The sequence below is a fragment of the Pseudomonas sp. R1-43-08 genome, assembly GCF_003852255.1.
Lineage (GTDB): Bacteria > Pseudomonadota > Gammaproteobacteria > Pseudomonadales > Pseudomonadaceae > Aquipseudomonas.
In genome coordinates this window covers 410,971-437,307 of sequence record NZ_CP027734.1, presented here as the reverse complement: position 1 = coordinate 437,307, position 26,337 = coordinate 410,971, and the positions used below count along the sequence as shown (strand labels likewise).

Genomic DNA, 26,337 nt, shown 5'->3' with positions numbered 1-26,337 from the left:
AGACCGCTATCGGGAGCAAGCCCCCTCCCACATTTTTTTACTGCGGTGTTTAGTCGAGGGCTTTCCAGATCTCGGTGGCGTATTCGCGAATGGTACGGTCCGAGCTGAACCAGCCCATCCGCGCCGTATTGAGCACCGCCGAGCGCCACCAGGCCTTGGAGTCATGCCAGTGCGCCTCGACCCGCGTCTGGGCGTCCCAGTAGGAGTCGAAGTCGGCACACACCAGGAAGCGGTCGTAGTCGATCAGCCCGTCGATCAAACCCACATACCGGCCCGGATCATCCGGCGAGAACACCCCGCCACGGATCGCCTGCAGCACATCGCTCAAGCGATGGGAGGCGGCGATTTCCGGCCCGGCGTTGAACTCACCGGTGTGCTTGCGGCCTTCGACCTGCTGGGCACTGAGGCCGAAGATGAACATGTGCTCGGCGCCCACCCGCTCGTGCATCTCCACGTTGGCGCCGTCCATGGTGCCGATGGTCAGCGCACCGTTGAGGCCGAACTTCATGTTACTGGTGCCCGACGCCTCGAAACCGGCGGTAGAAATCTGCTCCGACAAATCCGCCGCTGGGATGATGCTTTCCGCCAGGCTGACGTTGTAGTTGGGCAGGAACACCACCTTGAGCAGGCCGCGTACGGTCGGGTCGTTGTTGACGGTGCGCGCGATATCGTTGGTCAGCTTGATGATCAGCTTGGCCTGGTGATAACTCGCCGCCGCCTTGCCGGCGAAGATTTTCACCCGCGGCACCCAGTCGACCTCCGGCTCGGCCCGGATCGCCTGATACAGCGCCACGGTGTGCAGCAGGTTGAGCAACTGGCGCTTGTACTCGTGGATCCGTTTGACCTGCACGTCGAACATCGCCGCCGGGTTCACCGAAATACCCAGGCGCTCATGGATGATCTCGGCCAGCGCCCGCTTGCTGTGCAGGCGTTGGTCGGCGAAGGCTTTGCGGAAGGTCTGTTTCTCGGCGAAGGTTTCCAGCTCGCCCAGGCGGGTTTCCATGTTGTCGAGAATGTCAGGGCCCAGGGCTTGCACCAGCATATCGGTGAGCTTCGGGTTGGCCTGGTACAGCCAGCGGCGGAAGGTGATGCCGTTGGTTTTGTTGTTGATGCGCTCAGGGTAGAGCTTATGCAGTTCGGAAAACACCGTGCTGCGCATCAACTGGGTGTGCAGGCCGGACACGCCGTTGACACTGTGGGAACCGAGGAACGCCAGGTTGCCCATGCGCACACGGCGACCGTTGTCTTCTTCAATCAACGACACGGCGCGCAGCACGTCGAAGTCGTGAATGCCCTTGGCGCGCAGAGAGTCGATATGCTGGGCGTTGATCAGGTAGATGATCTGCATATGCCGGGGCAGCATGCGCTCCATCAAACCGACCGGCCAGGTTTCCAATGCCTCGGGCAGCAAGGTGTGGTTGGTGTAGGAAAGCGTTTCGACGGTGACGTCCCACGCCGCTTCCCACGGAATGTCGTGCAGGTCGACCAACTGGCGCATCAACTCGGCCACGGCGATGGACGGGTGGGTATCGTTGAGCTGGATGGCGGCGTGTTCGCCCAGGCTCAGCACCGAGCCGTGCATGTTCTTGTGGCGGCGCAGCAAGTCTTGCAACGAGGCGGAAACGAAGAAGTATTCCTGGCGCAGACGCAGTTCCTGCCCCGCTTCGGTGCTGTCGGCCGGGTAGAGCACCCGGGAAATGCTTTCGGCGCGGGCCACCTCGGCCACGGCGCCCAAGTGGTCACCGGCGTTGAAGCGCTCCAGGTGCAGGTCTTCCACCGCACGGGCTCGCCACAGGCGCAGGGTGTTGACGCTGGCACCACGCCAGCCGACCACCGGGGTGTCGTAGGCAACGGCACGTACTGTTTCGCTGGGCGTCCACACCTGGATCAGCTTGCCGGAGGCGTCCGGCAGGGTTTCGACGCTGCCGCCAAAGCCGATCGGGTAAATCACCTCGGCCCGCTCGAACTCCCACGGGTTGCCGAAATCCAGCCAGCGTTCGGTCTGTTCCTGTTGCCAGCCATCGACAATCGCCTGGCGGAACAAGCCGTGTTCATAGCGAATGCCATAGCCGTGGCCGGCAATGCCCAGTGTCGACATGCTTTCCATAAAGCAGGCGGCCAAGCGCCCCAGGCCACCGTTGCCAAGCGCCGCGTCGGGCTCCAGCAAGCGGATGCGCTCAAGGTCCACACCCAGCTCGGACAGCGCGTCGCGTGCGATCTCGAGCACGCCGAGATTGCTCAGGCTGTCATAGAGCAGGCGACCGATAAGAAATTCCAGGGAAAGGTAATAGACCCGTTTCTGGCCTTTGCGGTATATGCGCCGCGTATGGTCCATCCAGTGGTCGACCATCTGGTCGCGGGCGGCCAGGGCAATGGCTTCGAACCAGTCGTGGTCGAAGGCGTGATCCGGGTCCTTGCCCACCGCGTAGGTGAGTTTGGTCAAGACAGCATCGCGAAATGCGGCTACCTCTGCTTCTCGTGCAAGTGGTTCCTGAGACATCAATTGCGACCTCGGGCGAGATAGAAGGAGTTGCTAGAGCCTAGACGGTCTGACAGACGGTGGACGCTCTGGTTCGTCAGTTTTTTAACTCATTGCGCATTGCATGAATTTGATGCAGAGGTCGTGCCTGATCGCCGTTCGCGCAGAAACTCTGAAAAGGTTGTTCAAAAAACCACCAATCCCGGTATGATCGCGCGCCCGGATACAGCCCCACCTTTTGGAACCCTGATGAAGCCTCAACTGATCGCCGCCGCGGAACTCGACCGTCTCGAGACCTGGCAGAAATATTCCGCCCACATGTGCGGTGGCTGCGTGTCCAGCTGCTGCACGCTGCCGGTCGAAGTGAAGATCAAGGACCTGATCCGCATCGGCATCGTCGATGAGTTCGAGCGCGGCGACCCGCCGAAGAACATCGCCAAGCGGTTGCAGAAGGAAGGCATCGTCGAGCGCTTCAATTCCAAATCCGAAATTTTTACCTTGCAGCGCATGAGCAACAACGACTGCCTGTACCTGGATCGTAAGACGCGCTTTTGCACTATTTATGACAAGCGCCCGGATACCTGCCGCAACCACCCGAAAATCGGGCCGCGGCCGGGGTATTGCGCGTACAAGCCCAAGGAAGTGGTGCGCGAGACTAATTTCAAGACACTCGACAAGTTCTGATGATCGTTCCCACGCTCCGCGTGGGAACGCAGCCCTGGACGCTCCGCGTCCGCTCTTAAAGGCGGGACGCAGAGCGTCCCCAGAGGCATTCCCACGCAGAGCGTGGGAACGATCAGACATAAAAAAACGCCCCCGGCCTTTCGACCGGGGGCGTTTTTATTCAGCCTGAGTTAACTCAGTTCTTGGCTTTCTTGGCAGCGCGGGTGCGCTCGCCTTCGTCCAGGATCTTCTTACGCAGGCGGATCGACTTAGGCGTGACTTCACACAGCTCGTCGTCCTGGATGAATTCCAGGGCCTGTTCCAGGGTGAACTTCACCGGTGGAACCAGAGCGATGGTTTCGTCTTTACCCGAAGCACGCATGTTGTCGAGCTTCTTGCCTTTGGTTGGGTTGACGCCCATGTCGTTGTCACGGCTGTTCAGACCAACGATCTGGCCGTTGTAGATCTCTTGACCGTGTTCAACGAACAGCTTGCCACGCGCCTGGAGGGTTTCCAGGGAGTAGGTCAGCGCCTTGCCGGTTTCTACCGATACCAGAACACCGTTCTGACGGCCGGACATGTCGCCGGACTTCATGGTGTCGTAGCGATCGAAGATCGAGGTCAGGATGCCAGCACCGTTGGTCAGGGTCAGGAACTGGTTACGGAAACCGATCAGACCGCGAGCAGGGATGTTGTATTCCAGACGCACACGGCCTTTGCCATCCGGCACCATGTTGGTCAGGTCGCCCTTACGCAGGCCCATCTCTTCCATCACCTTGCCCTGGGATTCTTCCGGGGTGTCGATGGTGACGTTTTCGAACGGTTCCTGCTTCACGCCGTCAACGGTACGGATGATCACTTCCGGACGACCAACACCCATTTCGAAGCCTTCGCGACGCATGGTTTCGATCAGTACCGAGAGGTGCAGCTCACCACGGCCGGAGACCTTGAACTTGTCGGCCGAGTCGCCTTCTTCAACGCGCAGAGCAACGTTGTACAGCAGCTCTTTGTCCAGACGCTCCTTGATGTTACGGGAGGTCACGAACTTGCCTTCTTTACCGCAGAACGGCGAGTCGTTGACCTGGAAGGTCATGGAAACGGTTGGCTCGTCAACGGTCAGAGGCTTCATCGCCTCGACGGTGTCCGGCTGGCACAGGGTGTCGGAGATGAACAGCGAGTCCATGCCGCTGACGCACACGATGTCGCCAGCGAAGGCTTCTTCGACGTCGATACGGTGCAGGCCGTGGTGGCCCATCAGCTTCAGGATACGGCCGTTACGCTTCTTGCCATCCGCGCCGATCGCGACAACCGGGGTGTTCGGCTTGACGCTGCCACGGGCGATACGGCCAACGCCGATAACACCCAGGAAGCTGTTGTAGTCCAGTGCCGAGATTTGCATCTGGAACGGGCCTTCACGGTCAACCTTCGGTGGTGGAACGTGGTCAACGATGGCCTGGTACAGCGGGGTCATGTCTTCCGCCATGGCGGTGTGTTCCAGACCGGCAATACCGTTCAGGGCCGAGGCGTAGATCACTTGGAAATCAAGCTGCTCTTCGGTGGCACCCAGGTTGTCGAACAGGTCGAAGATCTGGTCCAGAACCCAGTCCGGACGCGCGCCTGGACGGTCAACCTTGTTGATGCACACGATCGGACGCAGGCCGGCTTCGAAGGCCTTCTTGGTCACGAAACGGGTTTGCGGCATAGGGCCGTCTTGAGCGTCAACCAGCAGCAGAACGGAGTCAACCATCGACATTACGCGTTCTACTTCGCCGCCGAAGTCGGCGTGGCCCGGGGTGTCCACGATGTTGATGTGGTAGCCGTTCCAGTTGATTGCGGTGTTTTTTGCCAGGATGGTAATACCGCGCTCTTTTTCCTGGTCGTTGGAGTCCATCACGCGCTCGTCGTTGAGCTCGTTGCGCTCCAGGGTGCCGGATTGACGCAAGAGTTTGTCTACCAGGGTGGTTTTACCATGGTCAACGTGAGCAATGATGGCGATGTTACGTAGATTTTCGATCACTTGTGTATCTCGATCAGAGGATTCGGTGTGCTGACAGGTCGTGGCAGCGATTTACAGTAGAGTCAGGCCTTGCCGTTACAGCTTGACGGCAGAGTCGGGGGGCCGGTGACGCAGGCCACAGGCAAACAGCCCCGGGCTCTTAGCTCGGTCGATAAACGCGCACATTGGCATGCCCCTCACTGAGCAAATGGTGGGCATGCAGGCGACTCATCACGCCTTTGTCGCAATACAGCAGGTACTGACGGCTGTCATCCAGTTCCTTGAAACGCGCGTTCAATGCATAAAACGGCAGCGTTTGTACGTCGATGCCAGGAATTTCCAGCGGCTCATCTTCGGCGGCATCCGGGTGACGGATGTCGATGATGATCTGGCCGGCCAGGGCTTCGCTGACTTCTTCGATCTGCACATCCTGGCCCAGCTCGTCGATGACGCGATCGATCGGGACCAGTTTGGCGTTCTCGAGCGCTCGCTCCAGAATCGCCATGTCGAACTGTTGTTCTTCATACTCCACGCGGTTGCGCTTGGCGTGGGTCTTGGGGTTCACCGAGATGACCCCGCAATACTCAGGCATATGCTTGGCAAAATCGGCGGTGCCGATCTGCTCTGCCTGATCGATGATGTCCTGCTTGTGGCTGGCGATCAGCGGGCGCAACACCAGTTTCTCGGTGACGCAATCGATGATCGACAGGTTTGGCAGCGTCTGGCTGGAGACCTGGGAGATCGCTTCACCGGTCACCAGCGCGTCGATCTGCAAGCGATCGGCAATCCGCGACGCCGCGCGCAACATCATACGCTTCAATACGACGCCCATATGACCGTTATCGACTTTGCCGAGAATTTCGCCCAGCACTTCCTCGAACGGTACGCTCACAAATAGCACGCGTTGGGAGCTGCCGTACTTCTTCCAGATAAAGTGTGCAACTTCCATCACGCCCAATTCGTGTGCACGCCCGCCCAGGTTGAAGAAGCAGAAGTGGCTCATCAGGCCGCGACGCATGATCTGGTAGGCCGCCACGGTGGAATCGAAACCGCCGGACATCAATACCAGGGTCTGTTCCAGGGCGCCCAGCGGGTAGCCGCCGATGCTGTTGTGCTGGCTGTGGATCACGAACAACCGTTTGTCGCGAATTTCCATGCGCACTTCAATTTGCGGCGTTTTCAGGGAAATTCCGGCGGCGCCGCACTCGCGACGCAGCTTGCTGCCGACATATTTTTCCACATCCATGGAGCTGAACGGATGCTTGCCGGCACGCTTGCAGCGCACCGAAAAAATCTTGCCGGCCAGCGCGTCACCGAAGTGCTGTTTGCACTTCTCGGTAATGTCGTCGAAGTCGCCCAGCGGGTACTCATCCACCTGCAGGAAATGCGCGATACCCGGCATGCAGCTCAGGCGTTCGGTCATGTCCTTCAAGGCTTTGGCGTCGGTCAGGCGGGTTTCCAGCTCGAGATTGTCCCACACGCCATTCACCACCACAGCCGGGTCCAGGTCACGGAGCACGGCACGGATGTTCTTGGCCAATTGACGGATGAAACGCGTCCGTACCGGTCGGCTCTTGATGGTGATCTCGGGGAAGACTTTAACGATTAATTTCATGGAAACAGCGCGCGCCGGGCCTGCTGAAAAAGGGGGGCGCGGATTATAGCGGAAATCGCTCAAGGTTTAACCAGTTAATATGCAGCACATTCGCTGCGCACCAAAACGGGTCATTTGCGCCCATTAACGCTACATTGCAGTGCGCTATTTGCCGTGCTTTGGCCGATTGCACCGTTATAGGGGCCATTTTGACGTAAAAAGACCATGTTGGCGCACTGGCATGCAATTTGCTCTCTTGTGAGGCAGGTTGCCTTGGCGGAGTATCCGCGCCGGCATCACCCAAATTCTAAGGGCTAACTCCACTACCCTAGCCCGAAGCCACCCGGAGGACACCATGTCGAAGTCGGTTCAACTCATCAAAGATCATGACGTTAAATGGATTGATCTGCGCTTCACGGACACCAAAGGTACTCAGCACCACGTGACCATGCCGGCTCGCGACGCGCTGGATGATGCTTTCTTCGAAGAAGGCAAGATGTTCGACGGTTCCTCCATCGCTGGCTGGAAAGGCATCGAAGCCTCCGACATGATCCTGATGCCGGACGACAGCACTGCCGTCCTCGACCCGTTCACCGAAGACCCAACCCTGATCATCGTCTGCGACGTGATCGAGCCTTCGACCATGCAAGGCTACGACCGCGACCCACGTGCGATCGCCAAGCGTGCCGAGGAATACCTGAAGTCGACCGGTATCGGCGACACCGTATTCGTAGGCCCGGAGCCAGAATTCTTCATCTTCGATTCGGTCAAGTTCAAGTCCGACATCTCCGGCTCCATGTTCAAGATCTACTCCGAACAAGGCTCGTGGATGTCCGACCAGGACGTGGAAGGCGGCAACAAAGGCCACCGTCCAGGCATCAAAGGTGGCTACTTCCCTGTTCCGCCGTTCGACCACGACCACGAAATCCGTACCTCCATGTGCAACGCCATGGAAGAAATGGGCCTGGTCATCGAAGTTCACCACCACGAAGTGGCGACTGCCGGCCAGAACGAAATCGGTGTGAAGTTCAACACCCTGGTCGCCAAGGCTGACGAAGTCCAGACCCTGAAGTACTGCGTACACAACGTGGCTGATGCCTACGGCCGTACCGCTACCTTCATGCCTAAGCCGCTGTACGGCGATAACGGTTCGGGTATGCACGTTCACTTGTCCATCGCCAAAGAAGGCAAGAACACCTTCGCCGGCGAAGGTTATGCCGGCCTGTCCGACACCGCCCTGTACTTCATCGGCGGTATCATCAAGCACGGTAAGGCCCTGAACGGCTTCACCAACCCGTCGACCAACTCCTACAAGCGTCTGGTCCCAGGCTTCGAAGCGCCGGTGATGCTGGCCTACTCGGCCCGTAACCGTTCCGCCTCTATCCGTATCCCTTACGTGTCCAGCCCGCGCGCTCGTCGTATCGAAGCCCGCTTCCCGGACCCGGCGGCCAACCCATACCTGGCTTTCGCAGCCCTGGTCATGGCTGGCCTGGACGGCATCCAGAACAAGATCCACCCTGGCGACGCCGCCGACAAAAACTTGTACGACCTGCCGCCTGAAGAGGCCAAAGAGATTCCACAAGTGTGCGGCAGCCTGAAAGAAGCCCTGGAAGAACTGGACAAGGGCCGTGCGTTCCTGACCAAAGGCGGCGTATTCAGCGACGACTTCATCGATGCCTACATCGAGCTGAAAAGCGAAGAAGAAATCAAGGTTCGTACCTTCGTACACCCACTGGAATACGAGCTGTACTACAGCTGCTGATCCGGTAGCGCTGCTTGACTTAGCGTGATGGCAAAAGGCCTCCTTCGGGAGGTCTTTTTTTGCGCAATTTTTGTAGGAGCGAGCTTGCTCGCGAAAAACGCAAAGACACCTCATTTCTTCAACATTTACGCGCTATCGTTAACGACCTTCGCGAGCAAGCTCGCTCCTACAGGGGATCGCCTTTGAAATCTCGATTCGTATTTGCCTTGATGTTCGTCAGTGCCGGCGCTTGCGCCGCACCGCCTACCCTCGAGCCGCTGCTCAACAGCATCGCCGAGCGCCTGGAAATAGCCGACCAGGTAGCCTTGAGCAAATGGGACAGCCATAAACCCGTGGAAGATAAAAAGCGCGAGCAGGAAGTGATCGCCAGCGTCGTCGCCCAAGCACCGAGCTACAAACTGGACCCCGCCGCCGCCGAGCAATTTTTCTCGGCGCAGATCGAGGCAAACAAACTGGTGCAGTACACCCACTTGTCCGACTGGCAATTCCAGGGCAAGGCCCCCGACGATCCGCGTCCGGACCTGGTCAAGCAGATTCGCCCGCGATTGGATGAGCTGCAAAAACGCCTGCTGCAGCAGTTGGCCGACTTCACGCCCCTGCGCACAGACCCTCAATGCCCGCAATGGCTTGCCGAGGCGGTGCATGAGCCGCTGAATGATCCGCTGCGCCAATTGGCGATGATCCGCGCCACCGCGGAGCTGTGCGTTTACAAAGGTTAACTCGTGCAAACCCAATCAAAACTGTGGGAGGGGGCTTGCTCCCGATAGCGGTGTATCAGGCATGTAGATGTCGACTGACACTCCGTCATCGGGGGCAAGCCCCCTCCCACATTTGATTTGCATGTATTCAGGACCGTCTCTGGCAGCTCCCTGAACAACCTTTACAAACCGCACTATATTGGTGCGATAGGTTGCACCCATCCCAGCGACCCAGCCCATTTTGGTTCGATTCTTCCCGAACAAGCTGGCAGAGCGCCACAGTTTCGCGCCTGAACCCCTTATTTCAGGGCTTTAACGCTTCTTTTCGGAGCCTTGGTTTGGTTTTTGCATTTTCCTTGTATCAGCGTGTGCCTCAAGCCTGCGCCTTGCTCCAAAAGAGGTCCTGATGACCATCAGTGATGCACTGCACCGTTTGCTACTCGACAACCTGACCACCGCGACCATCCTGCTCAATGCCGACCTGCGCCTTGAGTACATGAACCCGGCGGCGGAGATGCTCCTGGCCATCAGCGGCCAGCGCAGCCATGGGCAGTTCATCAGCGAATTGTTCACCGAGTCGGCCGAGGCCTTGAGCTCGTTGCGCCAGGCCGTGGAGCAGGCACACCCGTTCACCAAGCGCGAAGCGATGCTCACCGCCCTGACCGGGCAGACGCTGACTGTCGACTACGCGGTGACGCCGATCCTGAGCAATGGCGCGACGCTGCTGCTGCTCGAAGTGCACCCCCGCGACCGCCTGCTGCGCATCACCAAGGAGGAGGCGCAGCTGTCCAAGCAGGAAACCAGCAAGATGCTGGTGCGCGGCCTGGCCCACGAGATCAAGAACCCGCTGGGCGGCATTCGTGGCGCGGCGCAGTTGCTGGCCCGCGAGCTGCCGGAGGAGCATCTCAAGGACTACACCAACGTCATCATCGAAGAGGCCGACCGCCTGCGCAACCTGGTGGACCGCATGCTCGGCTCCAACAAGCTGCCGTCGCTGGCGATGACCAACGTGCACGAAGTGCTGGAGCGCGTCTGCCAACTGGTCGAGGCCGAAAGCCAGGGCTGCATCACCCTGGTGCGCGACTATGACCCCAGCATCCCCGATGTCTTGATCGACCGCGAGCAGATGATCCAAGCGGTGCTCAACATCGTGCGCAACGCCATGCAGGCCATCAGCAGCCAGAACGAGCTGCGCCTGGGCCGCATCAGCCTGCGCACCCGCGCCCTGCGCCAGTTCACCATCGGCCATGTGCGCCATCGCCTGGTGACCAAGGTCGAAATCATCGACAACGGCCCGGGCATTCCTGCGGAATTGCAGGAAACCATCTTCTTCCCCATGGTCAGTGGCCGCCCGGACGGTACCGGGCTGGGCCTGGCCATTACCCAGAACATCATCAGCCAGCATCAGGGCCTGATCGAATGTGAGAGCCATCCCGGCCACACCACGTTCTCGATCTTCCTGCCATTGGAACAAGGAGCCCCCACGACATGAGCCGTAGTGAAACTGTCTGGATCGTCGATGACGACCGTTCTATCCGCTGGGTCCTGGAGAAAGCCTTGCAACAGGAAGGCATGACCACCCAGAGCTTCGACAGCGCCGACGGTGTGATGAGCCGCCTGGCTCGCCAGCAGCCGGATGTGATCATCTCCGATATTCGCATGCCCGGCGCCAGCGGCCTGGACCTGCTGGCGCGGATTCGCGAACAGCACCCGCGCCTGCCGGTGATCATCATGACGGCGCACTCGGACCTGGACAGCGCTGTCGCGTCGTATCAGGGCGGCGCCTTCGAATACCTGCCCAAGCCGTTCGATGTGGATGAGGCGGTGGCGCTGGTCAAGCGCGCCAACCAGCACGCCCAGGAACAGCAGAACCAGGAAGCCCCGCCGGCCCTGACGCGCACGCCGGAAATCATCGGCGAAGCGCCGGCGATGCAGGAAGTGTTTCGCGCCATCGGGCGCTTGAGCCACTCCAACATCACCGTGCTGATCAACGGCGAGTCGGGTACCGGTAAAGAGCTGGTCGCCCACGCCCTGCATCGCCACAGCCCTCGGGCAGCCTCGCCGTTCATCGCGTTGAATATGGCGGCTATCCCGAAAGACTTGATGGAGTCCGAGCTGTTCGGCCATGAAAAAGGCGCGTTCACCGGCGCGGCCAACCTGCGGCGCGGGCGCTTTGAGCAAGCGGACGGCGGCACCCTGTTCCTCGATGAAATCGGCGACATGCCCGCCGATACCCAGACCCGCCTGCTGCGGGTGCTGGCCGATGGCGAGTTCTATCGCGTCGGCGGGCATACGCCGGTCAAGGTCGATGTACGCATCATCGCGGCGACCCACCAGAACCTGGAAACCCTGGTCCACGCCGGCAAATTCCGCGAGGACTTGTTCCATCGCCTCAACGTGATCCGCATCCACATCCCGCGCATGTCGGACCGCCGCGAAGACATCCCCACCCTCGCCCGTCACTTCCTCAGCCGCGCCGCCCAGGAGCTGGCCGTCGAGCCGAAGCTGCTCAAGAGCGAGACCGAGGAATACCTGAAGAACCTGCCATGGCCCGGCAACGTACGCCAGCTGGAGAACACCTGCCGCTGGATCACGGTGATGGCCTCCGGGCGCGAAGTGCACATCAGCGACCTGCCGCCGGAACTGCTGAGCCTGCCGCAGGATTCGGCACCGGTCACCAACTGGGAACAGGCACTGCGCCAATGGGCCGACCAGGCCCTGGCACGCGGCCAGTCGAACCTGCTGGACAGCGCCGTGCCGGCGTTCGAGCGGATCATGATCGAGACCGCGCTCAAGCACACCGCTGGCCGCCGTCGCGATGCCGCCGTGCTGCTGGGTTGGGGGCGTAATACCCTGACGCGCAAGATCAAGGAGTTGGGGATGAAGGTCGACGGCGGGGATGACGACGACGGTGACGAGGCATGATCACCGCCCTCTGATCCACCGAAGATCCAATGTGGGAGGGGGCTTGCTCCCGATAGCAGTGGTTCAGTCACAACATCTGTGTCTGATCTACCGCTATCGGGAGCAAGCCCCCTCCCACATTTGGATCTTCACAAGGCTCATAGTCATGCACCGATTCAATGCACCATGAACCGGCATCGGGCATGGAGCCGGCACCCGAAAGATTGCTACGACTGAAAAACTCTCCAAAGCTCAAACCACCAAAGCCCCGAATTCCGGGGCTTTGCGCTTTCTTGCAAGTTTTTACGAGGCAATTTGCAAACTCTGGCACGCCCCCTGCAATAACTCTTGTACTACCCAGTTTCGGGGACCTTGGTACAGGCAGGCCGAGAATCCCCTCTTTAACACCGAAGCCCTAGGCTTCACCCCGTTTTGGGAGCCCTGGTACAGGCAGGCCGGGAACTCCCTCTTTTATTGCTCGTGGAGATGGATCTCCAGCCGCCAGCGGTCATCGACCTCTTCGCCCTTCCACTCCCCGCGTAATGGTCGAGCCGCCACCAGGTTCAGCAGCACGCCGCTGTCGGTCTTGCGGACGCGCCAGTTCACGTCCTTGTCATTGACCTTGAGTTGCCCACTGGCGGCCTTGCCCTGTGCGTCGAACAGCAGCGCCACGGTGCCGTCGATATGCTCGCCATGCAGCTTGGGTTCGCTGTTGAACCACACCACCAAACCGTCCGCCGCAGGTTCCACCTGTTGCAGCTCGACCGGGTCGGCAGTGGTCAAGCGACCGATCATCAAGCCAATCATCAAGCCGACAATCGCCAGTGAGCCGAGCACCCGCGGCAATAGCTTCGGCCTCGGGTCGTCTTCGGGGGTAGAATGCAGCGCATCTTTACCTTCGGAGCCGTGCATGTTTCACGTCATCCTTTTTCAACCAGAAATTCCGCCGAATACCGGCAACGTTATCAGGCTGTGCGCCAACAGTGGCTGCCACCTGCATTTGATCGAGCCGCTGGGCTTCGACATGGACGACAAACGCCTGCGCCGCGCCGGGCTGGATTACCACGAGTACGCTACCCTCAAGCGCCACGCCGACCTGGCAAGCTGCCTGGAAAGCCTGGGCCACCCGCGCTTGTTCGCGTTCACCACCAAGGGCTCGCGGCCGTTTCATGATGCCAGCTTCGCCGAGGGTGACGCGTTTCTGTTCGGCCCCGAGAGCCGGGGCCTGCCGGCCGACGTACTCGACGCCCTGCCCGACGGCCATCGCCTGCGCTTGCCGATGCGCGAAGGCTGCCGCAGCCTGAACCTGTCGAACACCGTCGCCGTGGCGGTCTATGAAGGCTGGCGGCAACTCGGCTTCAAGTAACACCGCATAGCAAATGTGGGAGGGGGCTTGCCCCCGATAGCGGTATTTCAGCCAGCATATCTGTAGCTGACCCACCGCCATCGGGGGCAAGCCCCCTCCCACATTTTTTACCGCATCGACTTATTGAACCGTCGACGAACCTTCTTGTTGCATGCGCTGCAGCTCTTGAGCGTACAGGGCATCGAAGTTCACCGGTGCCAGCATCAGCGCCGGGAACGAGCCACGGGTGACCAGGCTGTCCAGGGTCTCACGGGCGTACGGGAACAGGATATTCGGGCAGAACGCGCCCAGGGTGTGGCTCATGGACGCTTCGTCCAGGCCCTGGATCAGGAAGATACCGGCCTGCTGCACTTCAGCGATGAAGGCCACTTCTTCGCCGTTCTTGACGGTGACCGACAGGGTCAACACGACTTCGTGGAAGTCACCTTCCAGGGCTTTTTGACGGGTGTTCAGGTCCAACGCAACGCTTGGGGTCCACTCCTGGCGGAAGATGGCCGGGCTTTTCGGTGCTTCGAACGACAGGTCACGCACATAGATGCGCTGCAGCGAAAACTGTGGGCCTTGGGCTTCTGCTGCTTCGGTGTTCTGTTGATCAGTCATCGCAGATCCTTCTCTATCTTGGGGCTTTTAGGGGTTAGGCGGACAGCAGCGCATCAAGTTTACCGGCGCGCTCAAGGGCAAACAGGTCGTCGCAGCCACCGATGTGCCGGGTGCCGATCCAGATCTGCGGGACCGACGTGCGCCCTGCCTTCTGGGCCATTTCGGCGCGCACCTGGGGCTTGCCATCGACTTTGATCTCTTCGAAGGCAACGCCCTTCTTACCCAGCAAAGCCTTGGCTCGCACGCAATAAGGGCAATAATCGCTGGAATACACGACAACCTGGCTCATATCACTTCACCAGCGGCAGGTTATCGGCCTTCCAGCTGCCGATACCGCCGGACAGTTTGGCGGCGGTGAAGCCGGCCTTGAGCATTTCACGCGCGTGAGTACCCGAATGCTGGCCCTGGGCGTCGACCAGGATGATGGTCTTGGCCTTGTGCTTTTCCAGCTCGCCCAGGCGCGCCATCAGCTTGTCCTGGGGAATGTTCAGGGCGCCGACGATATGGCCGGCGGCGAAATCCTTGGCCGGGCGGATATCCACGACAACCGCTTCATCCTTGTTGACCAGCGCGGTCAGCTCCGACGTGCTCAGGCTGCGGCCACCACGGCTCAATTCGTGAGCGATCAGCAGCGCCAGCAGGATGACGAAGGCACCCACGAGCAGATAGTGGGCAGTGGCAAATGCAATCAGGTGATCAACCATCAAGGAGGTTCCAGGGCGTTAAAATGGCGGTAAGTATACACAGCCGCCAGGGGCGGCCAACCCCCGTAAAGCGGTGACGCGGTTGGAACTTCGCTTTAAACTGCCACTCCCTTTTCCATTGTCTTCCTTTATTACCGCCGCGAGAGGATCTATGACTACCACGCCTAAACCTTTGGTCCTGATAATTCTCGATGGCTTCGGACACAGTGAAAGCCACCACGACAACGCTGTGTACGCAGCGAACAAGCCCGTGCTGGACCGCCTCACCGCCACCGTACCCAACGGCCTGATCTCCGGTTCCGGCATGGACGTGGGCCTGCCGGACGGTCAAATGGGCAACTCGGAAGTCGGCCACATGAATCTCGGCGCCGGACGAGTGGTCTATCAGGACTTCACCCGTGTGACCAAAGCGATCCGCGATGGCGAGTTCTTCGAGAACCCAACCATCTGCGCTGCGGTGGATAAAGCCGTCGCCGCCGGCAAGGCCGTGCACTTCATGGGCCTGTTGTCCGATGGCGGCGTGCACAGCCATCAGGACCACCTGGTGGCCATGGCCGAGCTGGCCTTCAAGCGCGGCGCCGACAAAATCTACCTGCACGCCTTCCTCGATGGCCGCGATACCCCGCCGAAAAGCGCGCAGTCGTCCATCGAACTGCTCGACACTACCTTCGCCGCCCTGGGCAAGGGCCGTATCGCCAGCATCGTGGGCCGCTACTTCGCCATGGACCGCGACAACCGCTGGGACCGCGTGGCCCAAGCCTACAACCTGATCGTCGACGGCCAGGCCGAATTCAACGCCGCTACCGCCCAGCAAGGCCTGGAAGCCGCCTACGCGCGTGGCGAGAGCGATGAATTCGTCAAGGCCACCACCATCGGCGAGCCGGTGAAGGTCGAAGACGGCGACGCCATGGTGTTCATGAACTTCCGCGCCGACCGTGCCCGTGAGCTGAGCCATGTGTTTGTCGACGACGGCTTCAAAGACTTCGAGCGCGTGCGCCAGCCGAACGTCGAGTTCGTCATGCTGACCCAATACGCTGCCAATATCCCGGCCCCCTCGGCATTCGCTCCGGGCAGCCTGGAAAACGTGCTGGGCGACTACCTGGCAAAAAACGGCAAGACCCAACTGCGCATCGCCGAAACCGAAAAATATGCCCACGTGACCTTCTTCTTCTCCGGCGGGCGTGAAGAACCGTTCCCCGGCGAAGAGCGCATCCTGATCCCCTCGCCCAAAGTCGCCACCTACGACCTGCAGCCAGAAATGAGTGCGCCGGAAGTCACCGACAAGATCGTCGACGCCATCGAGCACCAGCGTTACGACGTGATCGTGGTCAACTATGCCAACGGCGACATGGTCGGTCACAGCGGCAACCTGGAAGCGGCGGTCAAGGCCGTGGAATGCCTGGACCTGTGCGTCGGTCGCATTGTCGATGCCCTGGACAAGGTCGGTGGCGAAGCGCTGATCACGGCGGACCACGGCAACTGCGAGCAGATGTCCGATGAATCCACCGGCCAGGCCCACACGGCCCACACCACCGAACCGGTGCCATTCATCTACGTCGGCAAGCGCGATTTCACAGTGCGCAACGGTGGCGTACTGGCGGATGTGGCGCCGACCATGCTGATGTTGATGGGGCTGGAGAAGCCAAAAGAGATGACCGGGACTTCGATCTTGGTCTGATCTAAACAGCAACGCATAACAATGTGGGAGGGGGCTTGCTCCCGATAGCGGTGTGCCAGTCGACACTTATGTGACTGAGCTACCGCAATCGGGAGCAAGCCCCCTCCCACATTGGATCTCGCACGTTTGAAAGATATCTTTTTGCCATACCACCACCACTCGGCACCTATCTTGCCCGCCAGCCCCAATTGGGCGTTTTTTTTGCAGCGCTTGGCGGGCATACTAGGCCGTCCCTTTCCCCTGGTGTCGCCCGCCTCTATGCTTCGCGCCTTGATTACCCTCGCTCTTGTCTGCCTGCTCCAACCGGCGTTTGCCGATGAGCGTGCACAAACCCAACAACAGTTGGACGCTACGCGTCAGGACATTACCGAGCTGAAAAAACTGCTCGGCAAGCTCCAGGAAGAGAAATCCGGCGTGCAGAAAGACCTGCGCGGCACGGAAACCGAAATGGGCAAGCTGGAGAAGCAGGTCCAGGAGCTGCAAAAAGAATTAAAGAAGAGCGAGTCGGAACTGGAGCGACTCGACGCTGAGAAAAAAAAACTCCAGAGCGCACGCGTTGAGCAGCAACGCCTGATCGCGATCCAGGCCCGCGCCGCCTACCAGAGCGGCCGCCAGGAATACCTCAAGCTGCTGCTCAACCAGCAGAACCCGGAAAAATTCGCCCGCACCCTCACCTATTACGATTACGTGAGCCAGGCACGCCTGGCGCAATTGAAGAGCTTCAACGAAACCCTGCGCCAGTTGGCCAATGTCGAGCAGGAGATCAATGACCAGCAGGCACAGCTGCTCGACCAGAAAACCGCACTCGACACCCAGCGCAACGAGCTCGATAAAGTCCGCAAGGAACGCCAGCAAGCCCTGGCCAAGCTCAACGACGACGTGAAAGCCCGCGACGCCAAGCTGCAAGCGCGCGAGCAAGACCAGGCCGATTTGGCCAAAGTGCTCAAGACTATCGAAGAAACCCTGGCGCGCCAGGCGCGCGAGGCCGAAGAAGCGCGGCAAAAGGCGTTGATCGCGCAGCAGGAAGCCGAAAAAAAGCGCCAGCGTGAGGCCGAACTGGCAGCCACTACCGATGCGCCGGCCCCACGCAAGCCGGCACATGCGGCGCCTGGCCCATTGGTTTCCAGCAGTGGCGAGTCGTTCGGCGGGCCTTTTGCTTCAGCTCGCGGAAAACTTCCATGGCCCGTTGATGGTCGACTATTGGCACGCTTTGGGGAAACCCGTGGCGACGACACCCGCGCCAAGTGGGATGGGGTGATGATCAGCGCCTCTGCCGGCAGCCAGGTCCACGCCGTCCACGGCGGGCGCGTTGTGTTTGCCGATTGGCTGCGCGGGGCCGGTTTGCTGGTGATTCTTGACCACGGTAATGGCTATTTGAGCCTTTACGGCCACAATCAGACGTTACTCAAGTCGGCAGGTGATGTGGTAAAAGCCGGTGAATCCATCTCCACTGTCGGTAACAGTGGTGGCCAGGACACGCCGGCGCTGTACTTCGCTATTCGTCAGCAGGGTCGCCCGAGCGATCCCGCACAATGGTGCCGATCCCAAGGATAGGGTCGCATCTACATTAGGAGCTCGTTCGACATGCTGCATTTGTCCCGCCTCACTTCGCTGGCCCTGACGATCGCCCTGGTGATCGGCGCGCCTCTGGCTTTCGCCGATCAGGCCGCACCGGCTGCGCCCGCCGCTATGGCCGCGACCACCAAGGCGCCGTTGCCGCTGGACGAGCTGCGTACCTTTGCCGAGGTCATGGACCGGATCAAGGCAGCCTATGTCGAACCCGTAGACGACAAGACCCTGCTGGAAAATGCCATCAAGGGCATGCTCAGCAACCTCGACCCGCATTCCGCCTACCTGGGCCCGGAAGACTTTGCCGAACTGCAGGAAAGCACCAGCGGTGAGTTCGGCGGCCTGGGCATCGAAGTGGGCTCCGAAGACGGCCAGATCAAAGTGGTCTCGCCCATCGACGACACCCCCGCGTCCAAGGCCGGCATCCAGGCCGGCGACCTGATCGTCAAGATCAACGGTCAGCCGACCCGCGGCCAATCCATGACCGAAGCCGTCGACAAGATGCGCGGCAAGCTCGGCCAGAAAATCACCCTGACCCTGGTGCGCGACGGCGGCAACCCGTTCGACGTGACCCTGGCCCGCGCGACCATCACGGTCAAGAGCGTGAAGAGCCAGTTGCTGGAGTCGGGCTACGGTTACATCCGCATCACCCAGTTCCAGGTCAAGACCGGCGACGAAGTGGCCAAGGCCCTGGCCAAGCTGCGCAAGGACAACGGCAAGAAGCTCAACGGCATCGTGCTCGACCTGCGCAACAACCCAGGCGGCGTGTTGCAGTCGGCGGTGGAAGTGGTCGATCACTTCATCACCAAGGGCCTGATCGTTTACACCAAGGGCCGTATCGCCAATTCCGAGCTGCGCTTCTCGGCCACCGGCAACGACCTCAGCGAGAACGTACCGCTGGCCGTGCTGATCAACGGCGGCAGCGCCTCGGCATCGGAGATCGTCGCCGGCGCCCTGCAAGACCAGAAGCGCGGCGTGCTGATGGGCACCACCAGCTTCGGTAAAGGTTCGGTACAAACGGTGCTGCCGCTCAATAACGAGCGTGCGCTGAAGATCACCACGGCGCTGTACTACACGCCCAATGGTCGCTCGATCCAGGCCCAGGGCATCGTGCCAGACATCGAAGTGCGCAGGGCCAAGATCACCAACGAGATCGACAGCGAGTACTACAAGGAAGCCGATCTGCAAGGCCACCTGGGCAATGGCAACGGCGGGGCCGACCAGCCGACCGGCAGCGGCGCCAAAGCCAAGCCGATGCCGCAGGACGATGACTACCAGTTGGCCCAGGCGCTGAGCCTGCTCAAGGGCCTGAGCATCACGCGCAGCCGTTGATATGCGTGTTGCACTGATTATCGCGGTGCTGTGCAGCCTGGCCGGATTCGCCCAAGCGACGCCGGCCGGCGAACCGCACAAAGCCTACCTGACCCTGATCATCGACGACCTTGGGCAAAACCTGCCCAGGGATCGTCGCGTGCTGGCCCTGCCTGGGCCGGTCACCACCGCGATCATGCCCGACACCCCCCACGCCGCCGAATTCGCCCGTGAAGCCCACAAGGCCGGCAAGATTGTCATCCTGCACATGCCCATGGACCCGGCCACCGGGCCGTTCGCCTGGCACCCTGAGCTGTCGATCGAAGAGCTGGGCAAGCGCCTGGACGCCGCATTCGCGGCCGTGCCCTACACCGCCGGCATCAATAACCATATGGGCAGCCGCATGACCGCGCAGCCGGCAGCGATGGCGTGGTTAATGGGCGAGCTGCAGCGGCGCCACAAGTTCTTTGTGGACAGCCGTACCAGCGCACAAACGGTGGCTGCGGCTGAGGCGCAGAAGATTGGTTTGGCGCATGTTTCGCGGGATGTGTTCCTGGATGACGAACGCACCGAGGCGGCGATTACCACGCAGTTGCAAACCGCAATCAAGCTGGCACACAAGCAGGGTTCGGCGGTGATGATCGGGCATCCTTATCCGCAAACGCTGGCGGTGCTGGAGCGCGAGTTGCCCAAGCTCAAGGCCCAGGGTGTGGAGTGGATTGATATCAAATTGATGATCAGTGTGCGCAGCAATCAGGCCATGAGTGCCCACGGCAAAAACGGCATCTATCGCTGACGGCCCCTCCGCCCCTGTAGGAGCGAGCTTGCTCGCGAAAAACCTGAGACCGCCGCGTACACCCAGGAGGCTCGCGTCATCGTTGACGTCTTTCGCGAGCAAGCTCGCTCCTACAGGTATTGCGCCATGATTTCGTCTACTCGACCGCTCTTGCGCAACTCATCCAGCGCCGCCTGGAGCTTGGCAACCATCTCATCCGGCACATCCTTGTTCAACGCAAGGTAAAGCTGCGCACTGTTGAACCGCAACACCGTCTTGAGCCCGGTTACCCCTACTTGTCGCGCCAGGTAACGGCCAGCAGGATCGCCGGTGGCCCACAGGTCTATCTGACCCTCCATGAGCTTTTGCGCATTATCCTGGTCACGCAAGGCGACAATCGGCTTGAGCCCCTGCTTGTCCAGGCTCTGGGCAATGGCATCGCCCTTGTAGGCGCCAATCCTGTAGCGGCGCGCCTGCTCAAGGCCATCGAGCTGGATCTTGCTGTCAGCCTTGGCCAGCAGTACCCAATCGTCCGGGCCGATCGGGCCGACCCATTTGAACAAGGCTTCACGGTCCGGCAAGCGCGCCATGACGAACACGCCATAGCCAGGCTTTTCCAGGGCGAGTTTGTAGATTCGCTCCCAAGGAAACCGCAACGTGAGATTGTAGGAAATGCCGGCGCGCTTGAAGGTTTCACGCACGATGTCCACGGCGATACCTTCGATGTTCTCGTCTTTGGCGAAGTTCTTGCCGTTTTTCGCCATGTTGTAGGGCGGGAAATTTTCCGTCAGTAACACCAGGGAGGCGTCGGACGAGTCTTCGGCGTTTGCCGTAGCCACCATGAGCATGGAGGAACTGGCGAGGGCGAGCAGCAGGTGTTTGAACATGAAGGCTACCGGAATCCATGGCAAGCGCAGAGAGTGCCGCGAGCCTGCCATGGTGTCCAGCGTTTAGCGAACGACGATACCGCGCGCGGCCATGTAGGCCTTTGCCTCGGGGACCGTGTATTCGCCGAAGTGGAAAATACTCGCCGCCAGCACCGCGCTGGCGTGGCCTTCGATGACGCCATCGGCTAGGTGCTGCAGGTTGCCGACCCCGCCGGAGGCGATTACCGGGATGCCCAGCGCGTCGCTGATGGCGCGCGTCACGCCCAGGTCGAAGCCGTTTTTCATGCCGTCCTGGTCCATGCTGGTCAGCAGGATTTCACCGGCGCCCAGGCCTTCCATTTTCATCGCCCATTCCACCGCGTCCAGGCCGGTGGGCTTGCGCCCGCCATGGGTGAAGATCTCCCAGCGCGGGGTTTCGCCAGGGCCGGAGACTTTCTTGGCGTCGATGGCAACCACGATGCACTGCGAGCCGAAGTGCTGCGCGGCCTCGCCGACGAATTCCGGGTTGAACACCGCGGCGGTATTGATCGAGACCTTGTCCGCGCCGGCATTGAGCAGGTTGCGGATGTCTTGCACGGTGCGCACGCCGCCGCCCACGGTCAGCGGGATAAACACCTGGCTGGCCATGCGCTCGACGGTGTGCAAGGTGGTGTCGCGGCCGTCGACGCTGGCGGTGATGTCGAGAAAGGTAATTTCGTCGGCACCTTGCTCATCGTAGCGACGGGCGATTTCCACCGGGTCGCCGGCATCCCGGATGTTCTCGAACTTGACGCCCTTGACCACGCGACCGTTGTCGACGTCCAGGCAAGGGATGATGCGTTTGGCCAGCGCCATGGTCAGTCCTCAGCCGTTGTAGGCGTCGCAGTAAGCCTGGGCTTCGGCAACGTCCAGGGTACCTTCGTAGATCGCGCGGCCGGTGATGGCGCCGATGATGCCAGGCGCCTTGGCGTCCAGCAGCGACTTGATATCGCCCAGGTTGTGGATACCACCGGACGCAATCACCGGAATCTTCGTCGCCGCCGCCAGCGCTGCGGTGAACGGCACGTTGCAGCCCTGCATCATGCCGTCTTTGGCGATGTCGGTATAAACGATGGCGGACACGCCGTCGGCTTCGAACTGCCTGGCCAGGTCGATCACTTGCACAGTACTGATCTCAGCCCAGCCGTCGGTGGCGACGAAGCCGTCTTTGGCGTCCAGGCCCACGATCACTTTGCCTGGGAAGGCGCGGCAGGCTTCGGCAACGAAGGCCGGGTCTTTCACGGCCTTGGTGCCGATGATCACGTAGCTCACGCCGGCCTTGACGTAGTGCTCGATGGTTTCCAGGGAACGGATGCCGCCGCCGATCTGGATCGGCAGGTTCGGGTAGCGCCTGGCGATGGCAGTAACCACCTCGCCATTGACCGGCTGGCCTTCGAAGGCACCGTTCAAGTCCACCAGATGCAGACGACGGCAGCCCCCTTCCACCCATTTGGCAGCCATGCTCACCGGGTCATCGGAGAACACGGTGGAATCTTCCATGCGGCCTTGGCGCAGACGTACGCAGGCGCCGTCCTTGAGATCGATAGCGGGGATAATCAGCATCTGGCAAACCTTATTCGATATTCAGCAATGCTTGGGAAATCAGGGTTTCTCAAGCGACCACAAGTCGCTTTCGATGCTTTCGAACCTTTCTTTAAGGAGCGTCTGCGTATCGAAAATCGCCCTGTTGTAATAGTGCGGCGCCACTTCGGTGGTGAACAGCTCAAGAATCTCGGCGACCTCGAACGAGCCCAGCTTGAGCTCGAAGCGGTCCTCCATGAAACGCTTGATCTTGTCGGTAGCCTCACGTTCCTGCTCGGGCGTGAGGTTCAAGATCGGCGGCTTGGGCTTCTTGGCCATTTACCAGCGACCGTTCCACGCGGCAAAGTTCTGCAGCAACTGCAGGCCATGGGTATGGCTCTTCTCCGGGTGGAACTGCACGGCAAAGCGCGAACCGTCGGCCAGCGCGGCGGCGAAGTCGACACCGTAGTGCCCGCCACCCACCACCTGCTCGGGTTTACCGGCGGCGATGTAGTAGCTGTGCACGAAGTAGAAGCGCGCCATGTCCGGCACTTCGTGCCACAGCGGGTGATCCATGCTCTGGCGCACTTCGTTCCAGCCCATGTGCGGGACTTTCAGGTGGGCGCCGTCTTCATGCAGGTCCTTGCCAAAGAACTTCACCTGGCCTGGGAACAGGCCGATGCAGTCAACGCCATCGTTCTCTTCACTGCTGTCGAGCAAGGCTTGCATGCCCACGCAGATGCCGAGGAACGGGCGGTCCTGGCTGACTTCACGCACCAGGCTGTCAAAGCCCAAACGGCGGATCTCGGCCATGCAGTCGCGAATCGCGCCCACGCCTGGGAACACCACGCGGTCGGCTTCGCGAATCACGCTGGCATCGCTGGTGATCAGCACCTTGCCGGCCCCTACGTGCTCGAGGGCCTTGGCCACCGAGTGCAGGTTACCCATGCCGTAATCGATAACCGCGACCGTCTGCATTACAAAACGCCCTTGGTCGACGGCATTTGCCCGGCCATGCGGTCATCGAGCTCGACGGCCATGCGCAGCGCGCGGCCGAAGGCCTTGAATACGGTTTCGATCTGGTGGTGGGTGTTGGTGCCGCGCAGGTTGTCGATGTGCAGGCTGACGAGTGCGTGGTTGACGAAACCCTGGAAGAATTCCTGGAACAGGTCGACATCGAAGCCGCCCACGGTGGCGCGGGTGTAGGGCACGTGCATCTGCAGGCCTGGGCGGCCGGAGAAGTCGATGACTACGCGCGACAGCGCTTCATCCAGCGGGACATAGGCGTGGCCGTAGCGACGAATGCCTTTTTTGTCGCCGATGGCCTTGGCAAATGCCTGGCCGAGGGTGATGCCTACGTCTTCCACCGTGTGGTGGTCGTCGATATGCAGGTCGCCCTTGCTGACGATATCCAGGTCGATCAGCCCGTGACGGGCGATCTGGTCCAGCATGTGCTCAAGAAAAGGGACACCGATATCAAATCGGGCCTTTCCGGTGCCATCCAGGTTGATCGAGGCTTTGATCTGGGTTTCCAGAGTGTCGCGCTCGACGGACGCCATACGTTCGACCATCACCAGCTCCGCAAATCATTGGGCGAAAAAGGCAGCCATTATAGGGGCGCGGGCGCTAAACAGAAACATCGGAGGGGATAAGACTGACGAGTTGATCAAAGCGCCCCAGCATGGTGCGCGAAGATCATTCCCACGCTCTGCGTGGGAATGCCGCCTGGGACGCTCCGCGTCCCGCCAACGGGTGCAAGACTCAGAGCCTGCGCGCTGGTAACGCGGAGCGTCACGGGATGCATTCCCACGCGGAGCGCGGGAACGATCAGGCACAAAGGTTTTGCAGTGTTAGTGGAACAACACGGCCGTCTTCTGCAGGGTCACCCATACACCCCACGCCAGCGGAATGCCCACCACCAGCCAGGCGGCGATCGCCATGGGCACGGTGCCGGGAGCCGCTTTCCACTCCAGGGAAGTGCTGGCATCAGCACCTTTGTCATGGCCCAGCGCCTGTTCGGCGGCAAGTTCCGCGTCGGTCATGAAGTACTTGTCGGCGACCGGACGCACCAGCAGGTTGCAGATAAAGCCCAGCACCAGGAGGCCGGCGAGGATGTACAAGGTGATGTCATAGGCCGCAGCGCGTTCCACGCCGATGCTCAGCTGATATTCACGCAGGTAGTTCACCAACACCGGGCCCAGCACGCCGGCCGCAGCCCAGGCGGTCAGCAGGCGACCATGGATCGCGCCGACCATTTGCGTACCAAACAGGTCGGCCAGGTAAGCCGGCACCGTCGCAAAACCACCGCCGTACATCGACAGGATGATGCAGAACGCCGCCACGAACAGCGCCACGTTGCCCAGGTGCCCCAGGTTCGGGATCAGCGCGTACAGGGCAAAGCCCAGGGCGAAGAACACGAAGTAGGTATTTTTACGGCCCAGGTAGTCGGAGAACGACGCCCAGAAGAACCGGCCACCGATGTTGAACAGGCTCAACAACCCGGTGAAGCCTGCCGCAATGGCTGCAATCGACGCCAGTTGCCCGGCATCCAGCTGACCAAACGGCACATCCACACCCAGCAGCTTGCCGCCGAACACTTCCTGCAACAGTGGCGACGCCATGCCGAGGATGCCGATACCGGCCGATACGTTCAGGCACAGCACCAGCCATACCAGACGGAATTGCGGGGTTTTCCACGCCACGTTCACATGTACATGACGGTGAGTGATCATCGCGTTGCTGGCTTTTTTCGCCGGCGCGGTCCAGCCCTCAGGCTTCCAGCCGGTCGGCGGCACGCGATACGAGAGTGCGCCGCCGATCATGAACACGAAGTAAATCGCAGCCATCACCAAAAAGCTCTGCCATACGCCCACGCTGGTCGGCGAAGCGAAATGGCCCATCAGTGCTGCGGCCAGCGGTGCGCCGACCATCGCGCCTCCACCGAAACCCATGATCGCCATGCCGGTAGCCATGCCGCGCTTGTCCGGAAACCACTTGATCAGGGTCGATACCGGCGAGATATAGCCCAGGCCCAGGCCGATACCGCCAATGACCCCGGAGCCGATCCACATCAGCCAGATCTGGTGGGTATAGATACCCAAGGCCGAGATCAGCAGGCCACCACACCAGCACAGTGCCGACACGACACCGGCCTTGCGTGGCCCGGCGTGTTCCAGCCAGCCGCCCCAGATTGCTGCCGAGCAGCCCAGGAAGATGAAGAACAGGGTGTAGATCCAGCCCAGCATGGAGATGGGCCAGTCGCATTGGGACGAAAAGACTTGGGCGATGAAGCCCATGTCCGGCGCGCAGGCGACCGGTGCGGTGATACCCAGCGCCTTCGACAGCGGCAACCAGAACACCGAGAAACCGTAGGCCATGCCGATGCACAGGTGGATGGCCAGGGCGGCCGGCGGAACCAGCCAGCGGTTGAAGCCGGGCTTGGCGATAATGCGTTCCTTGGACAGGAACGCAGGCGGTGCGGCGTTGATATCGGCCGCAGTGCTAGTGCTCATTGGTGTTTCCCCCAGTTATTGGTATGCGTCCGTCAGGCGCTCTCCCCCTCGGCCTTGCACGCAAAGCGTGACCGTTTTTTTGGGTGAAACTCCATTTTGGCGCGACGATACGTCGCAGAAGGCGGACGAACGCGCAGAGATTAGCACTTGCGGACCAGAGAAAAACCAAAGTGACATCACTTTTTTCAGCAAATCGGTTTTTTTTGACGCCAGAATCTTGTTTCGGCGGTCGTAGATACAATGTAACGATCCACGAACTGATGCAGGCCGTCGGGCGTTATACTCTGCGGCTAAATTTTG

At 60.6% G+C, this 26,337-nt stretch carries 24 protein-coding genes; 10 read left to right on the top strand and 14 right to left on the bottom strand.

Annotated features, from left to right (window positions below; all coding sequences use genetic code 11):
* Nucleotides 1-49: 49 nt before the first annotated feature.
* Nucleotides 50-2,500: a glycogen/starch/alpha-glucan phosphorylase gene (locus tag C4J87_RS01830; RefSeq protein ID WP_124365498.1), complete on the bottom strand. Its 2,451-nt coding sequence runs from the start codon at nt 2,498-2,500 to the stop codon at nt 50-52.
* Nucleotides 2,501-2,728: 228 nt separating this feature from the next.
* Here C4J87_RS01830 and C4J87_RS01825 point away from each other — a divergent pair, with 228 nt between their 5' ends.
* Nucleotides 2,729-3,163, top strand: a complete 435-nt coding sequence (locus C4J87_RS01825) for a YkgJ family cysteine cluster protein (protein WP_003237464.1) — start codon at nt 2,729-2,731, stop codon at nt 3,161-3,163.
* 175 nt (nt 3,164-3,338) lie between these two features.
* Here the strand turns inward: C4J87_RS01825 and typA are convergent, their stop codons facing one another.
* A complete protein-coding gene (gene typA / locus C4J87_RS01815; RefSeq protein ID WP_124365497.1) occupies nt 3,339-5,159 on the bottom strand; it encodes a translational GTPase TypA in 1,821 nt (606 codons plus the stop codon).
* A gap of 139 nt (nt 5,160-5,298) precedes the next feature.
* Entirely contained in the window at nt 5,299-6,753 is a 1,455-nt protein-coding gene (gene thiI / locus C4J87_RS01810) for a tRNA uracil 4-sulfurtransferase ThiI (protein ID WP_124365496.1), read from the bottom strand.
* A 334-nt stretch (nt 6,754-7,087) separates the two neighbouring features.
* Between thiI and glnA the strand changes: the two genes are divergently transcribed.
* The 4 genes from glnA to ntrC all read left to right on the top strand — a co-directional run bounded on the left by glnA (nt 7,088) and on the right by ntrC (nt 12,117).
* Complete coding sequence (gene glnA / locus C4J87_RS01800) at nt 7,088-8,494, top strand: glutamate--ammonia ligase (protein ID WP_124360867.1); 1,407 nt, start codon at nt 7,088-7,090, stop codon at nt 8,492-8,494.
* A 182-nt stretch (nt 8,495-8,676) separates the two neighbouring features.
* Entirely contained in the window at nt 8,677-9,213 is a 537-nt protein-coding gene (locus C4J87_RS01795) for a chorismate mutase (protein WP_124365494.1), read from the top strand.
* A gap of 385 nt (nt 9,214-9,598) precedes the next feature.
* Entirely contained in the window at nt 9,599-10,684 is a 1,086-nt protein-coding gene (gene glnL / locus C4J87_RS01790; RefSeq protein ID WP_005783937.1) for a nitrogen regulation protein NR(II), read from the top strand.
* Entirely contained in the window at nt 10,681-12,117 is a 1,437-nt protein-coding gene (gene ntrC, locus C4J87_RS01785) for a nitrogen regulation protein NR(I) (protein WP_124365493.1), read from the top strand. The genes glnL and ntrC overlap by 4 nt, the downstream gene beginning before the upstream one ends.
* Nucleotides 12,118-12,567: 450 nt before the next feature.
* On the opposite strand, the gene C4J87_RS01775 is transcribed toward ntrC, so the two are convergent.
* Nucleotides 12,568-13,008, bottom strand: coding sequence for a hypothetical protein (locus C4J87_RS01775; protein ID WP_124365492.1), 441 nt, complete (start codon nt 13,006-13,008; stop codon nt 12,568-12,570).
* On the opposite strand from C4J87_RS01775, the gene C4J87_RS01770 reads away from it, so the two are divergent.
* Complete coding sequence (locus tag C4J87_RS01770; RefSeq protein WP_034095446.1) at nt 13,007-13,462, top strand: tRNA (cytidine(34)-2'-O)-methyltransferase; 456 nt, start codon at nt 13,007-13,009, stop codon at nt 13,460-13,462. The genes C4J87_RS01775 and C4J87_RS01770 overlap by 2 nt on opposite strands.
* A 120-nt stretch (nt 13,463-13,582) precedes the next feature.
* Here C4J87_RS01770 and secB read toward each other — a convergent pair whose 3' ends face one another.
* Genes secB through C4J87_RS01755 form a run of 3 tightly spaced genes read right to left on the bottom strand, consistent with a single transcriptional unit; the run spans nt 13,583 to nt 14,766 of the window.
* A complete protein-coding gene (secB, locus tag C4J87_RS01765) occupies nt 13,583-14,062 on the bottom strand; it encodes a protein-export chaperone SecB (RefSeq protein WP_012721755.1) in 480 nt (159 codons plus the stop codon).
* Nucleotides 14,063-14,096: 34 nt separating this feature from the next.
* Nucleotides 14,097-14,351 (bottom strand): glutaredoxin 3, encoded by a 255-nt coding sequence (gene grxC, locus C4J87_RS01760; RefSeq protein WP_124365491.1) that lies wholly within the window; start codon nt 14,349-14,351, stop codon nt 14,097-14,099.
* Nucleotide 14,352: 1 nt separating this feature from the next.
* Nucleotides 14,353-14,766 (bottom strand): rhodanese-like domain-containing protein, encoded by a 414-nt coding sequence (locus C4J87_RS01755; RefSeq protein WP_124360862.1) that lies wholly within the window; start codon nt 14,764-14,766, stop codon nt 14,353-14,355.
* Between the two features lie 151 nt (nt 14,767-14,917).
* Here C4J87_RS01755 and gpmI point away from each other — a divergent pair, with 151 nt between their 5' ends.
* The 4 genes from gpmI to C4J87_RS01735 all read left to right on the top strand — a co-directional run bounded on the left by gpmI (nt 14,918) and on the right by C4J87_RS01735 (nt 20,120).
* Nucleotides 14,918-16,444, top strand: coding sequence for a 2,3-bisphosphoglycerate-independent phosphoglycerate mutase (gene gpmI, locus C4J87_RS01750; protein WP_124365490.1), 1,527 nt, complete (start codon nt 14,918-14,920; stop codon nt 16,442-16,444).
* A gap of 258 nt (nt 16,445-16,702) precedes the next feature.
* Nucleotides 16,703-17,998, top strand: a complete 1,296-nt coding sequence (locus C4J87_RS01745; protein WP_124365489.1) for a murein hydrolase activator EnvC — start codon at nt 16,703-16,705, stop codon at nt 17,996-17,998.
* 30 nt (nt 17,999-18,028) lie between these two features.
* The gene (locus C4J87_RS01740) at nt 18,029-19,345 is read left to right on the top strand and encodes a S41 family peptidase (RefSeq protein ID WP_124365488.1); all 1,317 of its coding nucleotides are present in this window, start codon (nt 18,029-18,031) and stop codon (nt 19,343-19,345) included.
* Between the two features lies 1 nt (nt 19,346).
* Nucleotides 19,347-20,120 carry a divergent polysaccharide deacetylase family protein gene (locus C4J87_RS01735; protein WP_124365487.1) on the top strand — a complete coding sequence of 258 codons (774 nt, stop codon included), beginning with the start codon at nt 19,347-19,349 and terminating at the stop codon, nt 20,118-20,120.
* A 110-nt stretch (nt 20,121-20,230) separates the two neighbouring features.
* Here the strand turns inward: C4J87_RS01735 and C4J87_RS01730 are convergent, their stop codons facing one another.
* From C4J87_RS01730 to C4J87_RS01700, 7 genes are all read right to left on the bottom strand, one after another.
* Complete coding sequence (locus tag C4J87_RS01730) at nt 20,231-20,986, bottom strand: ABC transporter substrate-binding protein (RefSeq protein WP_124365486.1); 756 nt, start codon at nt 20,984-20,986, stop codon at nt 20,231-20,233.
* 63 nt (nt 20,987-21,049) lie between these two features.
* Nucleotides 21,050-21,820 carry an imidazole glycerol phosphate synthase subunit HisF gene (gene hisF, locus C4J87_RS01725; protein ID WP_003171107.1) on the bottom strand — a complete coding sequence of 257 codons (771 nt, stop codon included), beginning with the start codon at nt 21,818-21,820 and terminating at the stop codon, nt 21,050-21,052.
* A gap of 9 nt (nt 21,821-21,829) precedes the next feature.
* Nucleotides 21,830-22,567, bottom strand: a complete 738-nt coding sequence (gene hisA, locus C4J87_RS01720; RefSeq protein WP_027605077.1) for a 1-(5-phosphoribosyl)-5-[(5-phosphoribosylamino)methylideneamino]imidazole-4-carboxamide isomerase — start codon at nt 22,565-22,567, stop codon at nt 21,830-21,832.
* Nucleotides 22,568-22,606: 39 nt separating this feature from the next.
* Nucleotides 22,607-22,864 carry a DUF2164 domain-containing protein gene (locus C4J87_RS01715; protein WP_005783916.1) on the bottom strand — a complete coding sequence of 86 codons (258 nt, stop codon included), beginning with the start codon at nt 22,862-22,864 and terminating at the stop codon, nt 22,607-22,609.
* A complete protein-coding gene (hisH, locus tag C4J87_RS01710) occupies nt 22,865-23,503 on the bottom strand; it encodes an imidazole glycerol phosphate synthase subunit HisH (RefSeq protein WP_124365485.1) in 639 nt (212 codons plus the stop codon).
* Nucleotides 23,503-24,096 (bottom strand): imidazoleglycerol-phosphate dehydratase HisB, encoded by a 594-nt coding sequence (gene hisB / locus C4J87_RS01705; RefSeq protein WP_003237513.1) that lies wholly within the window; start codon nt 24,094-24,096, stop codon nt 23,503-23,505. The genes hisH and hisB overlap by 1 nt, the downstream gene beginning before the upstream one ends.
* 279 nt (nt 24,097-24,375) lie before the next feature.
* Nucleotides 24,376-26,037 (bottom strand): OFA family MFS transporter, encoded by a 1,662-nt coding sequence (locus tag C4J87_RS01700; RefSeq protein ID WP_124365484.1) that lies wholly within the window; start codon nt 26,035-26,037, stop codon nt 24,376-24,378.
* Nucleotides 26,038-26,337: the final 300 nt, after the last annotated feature.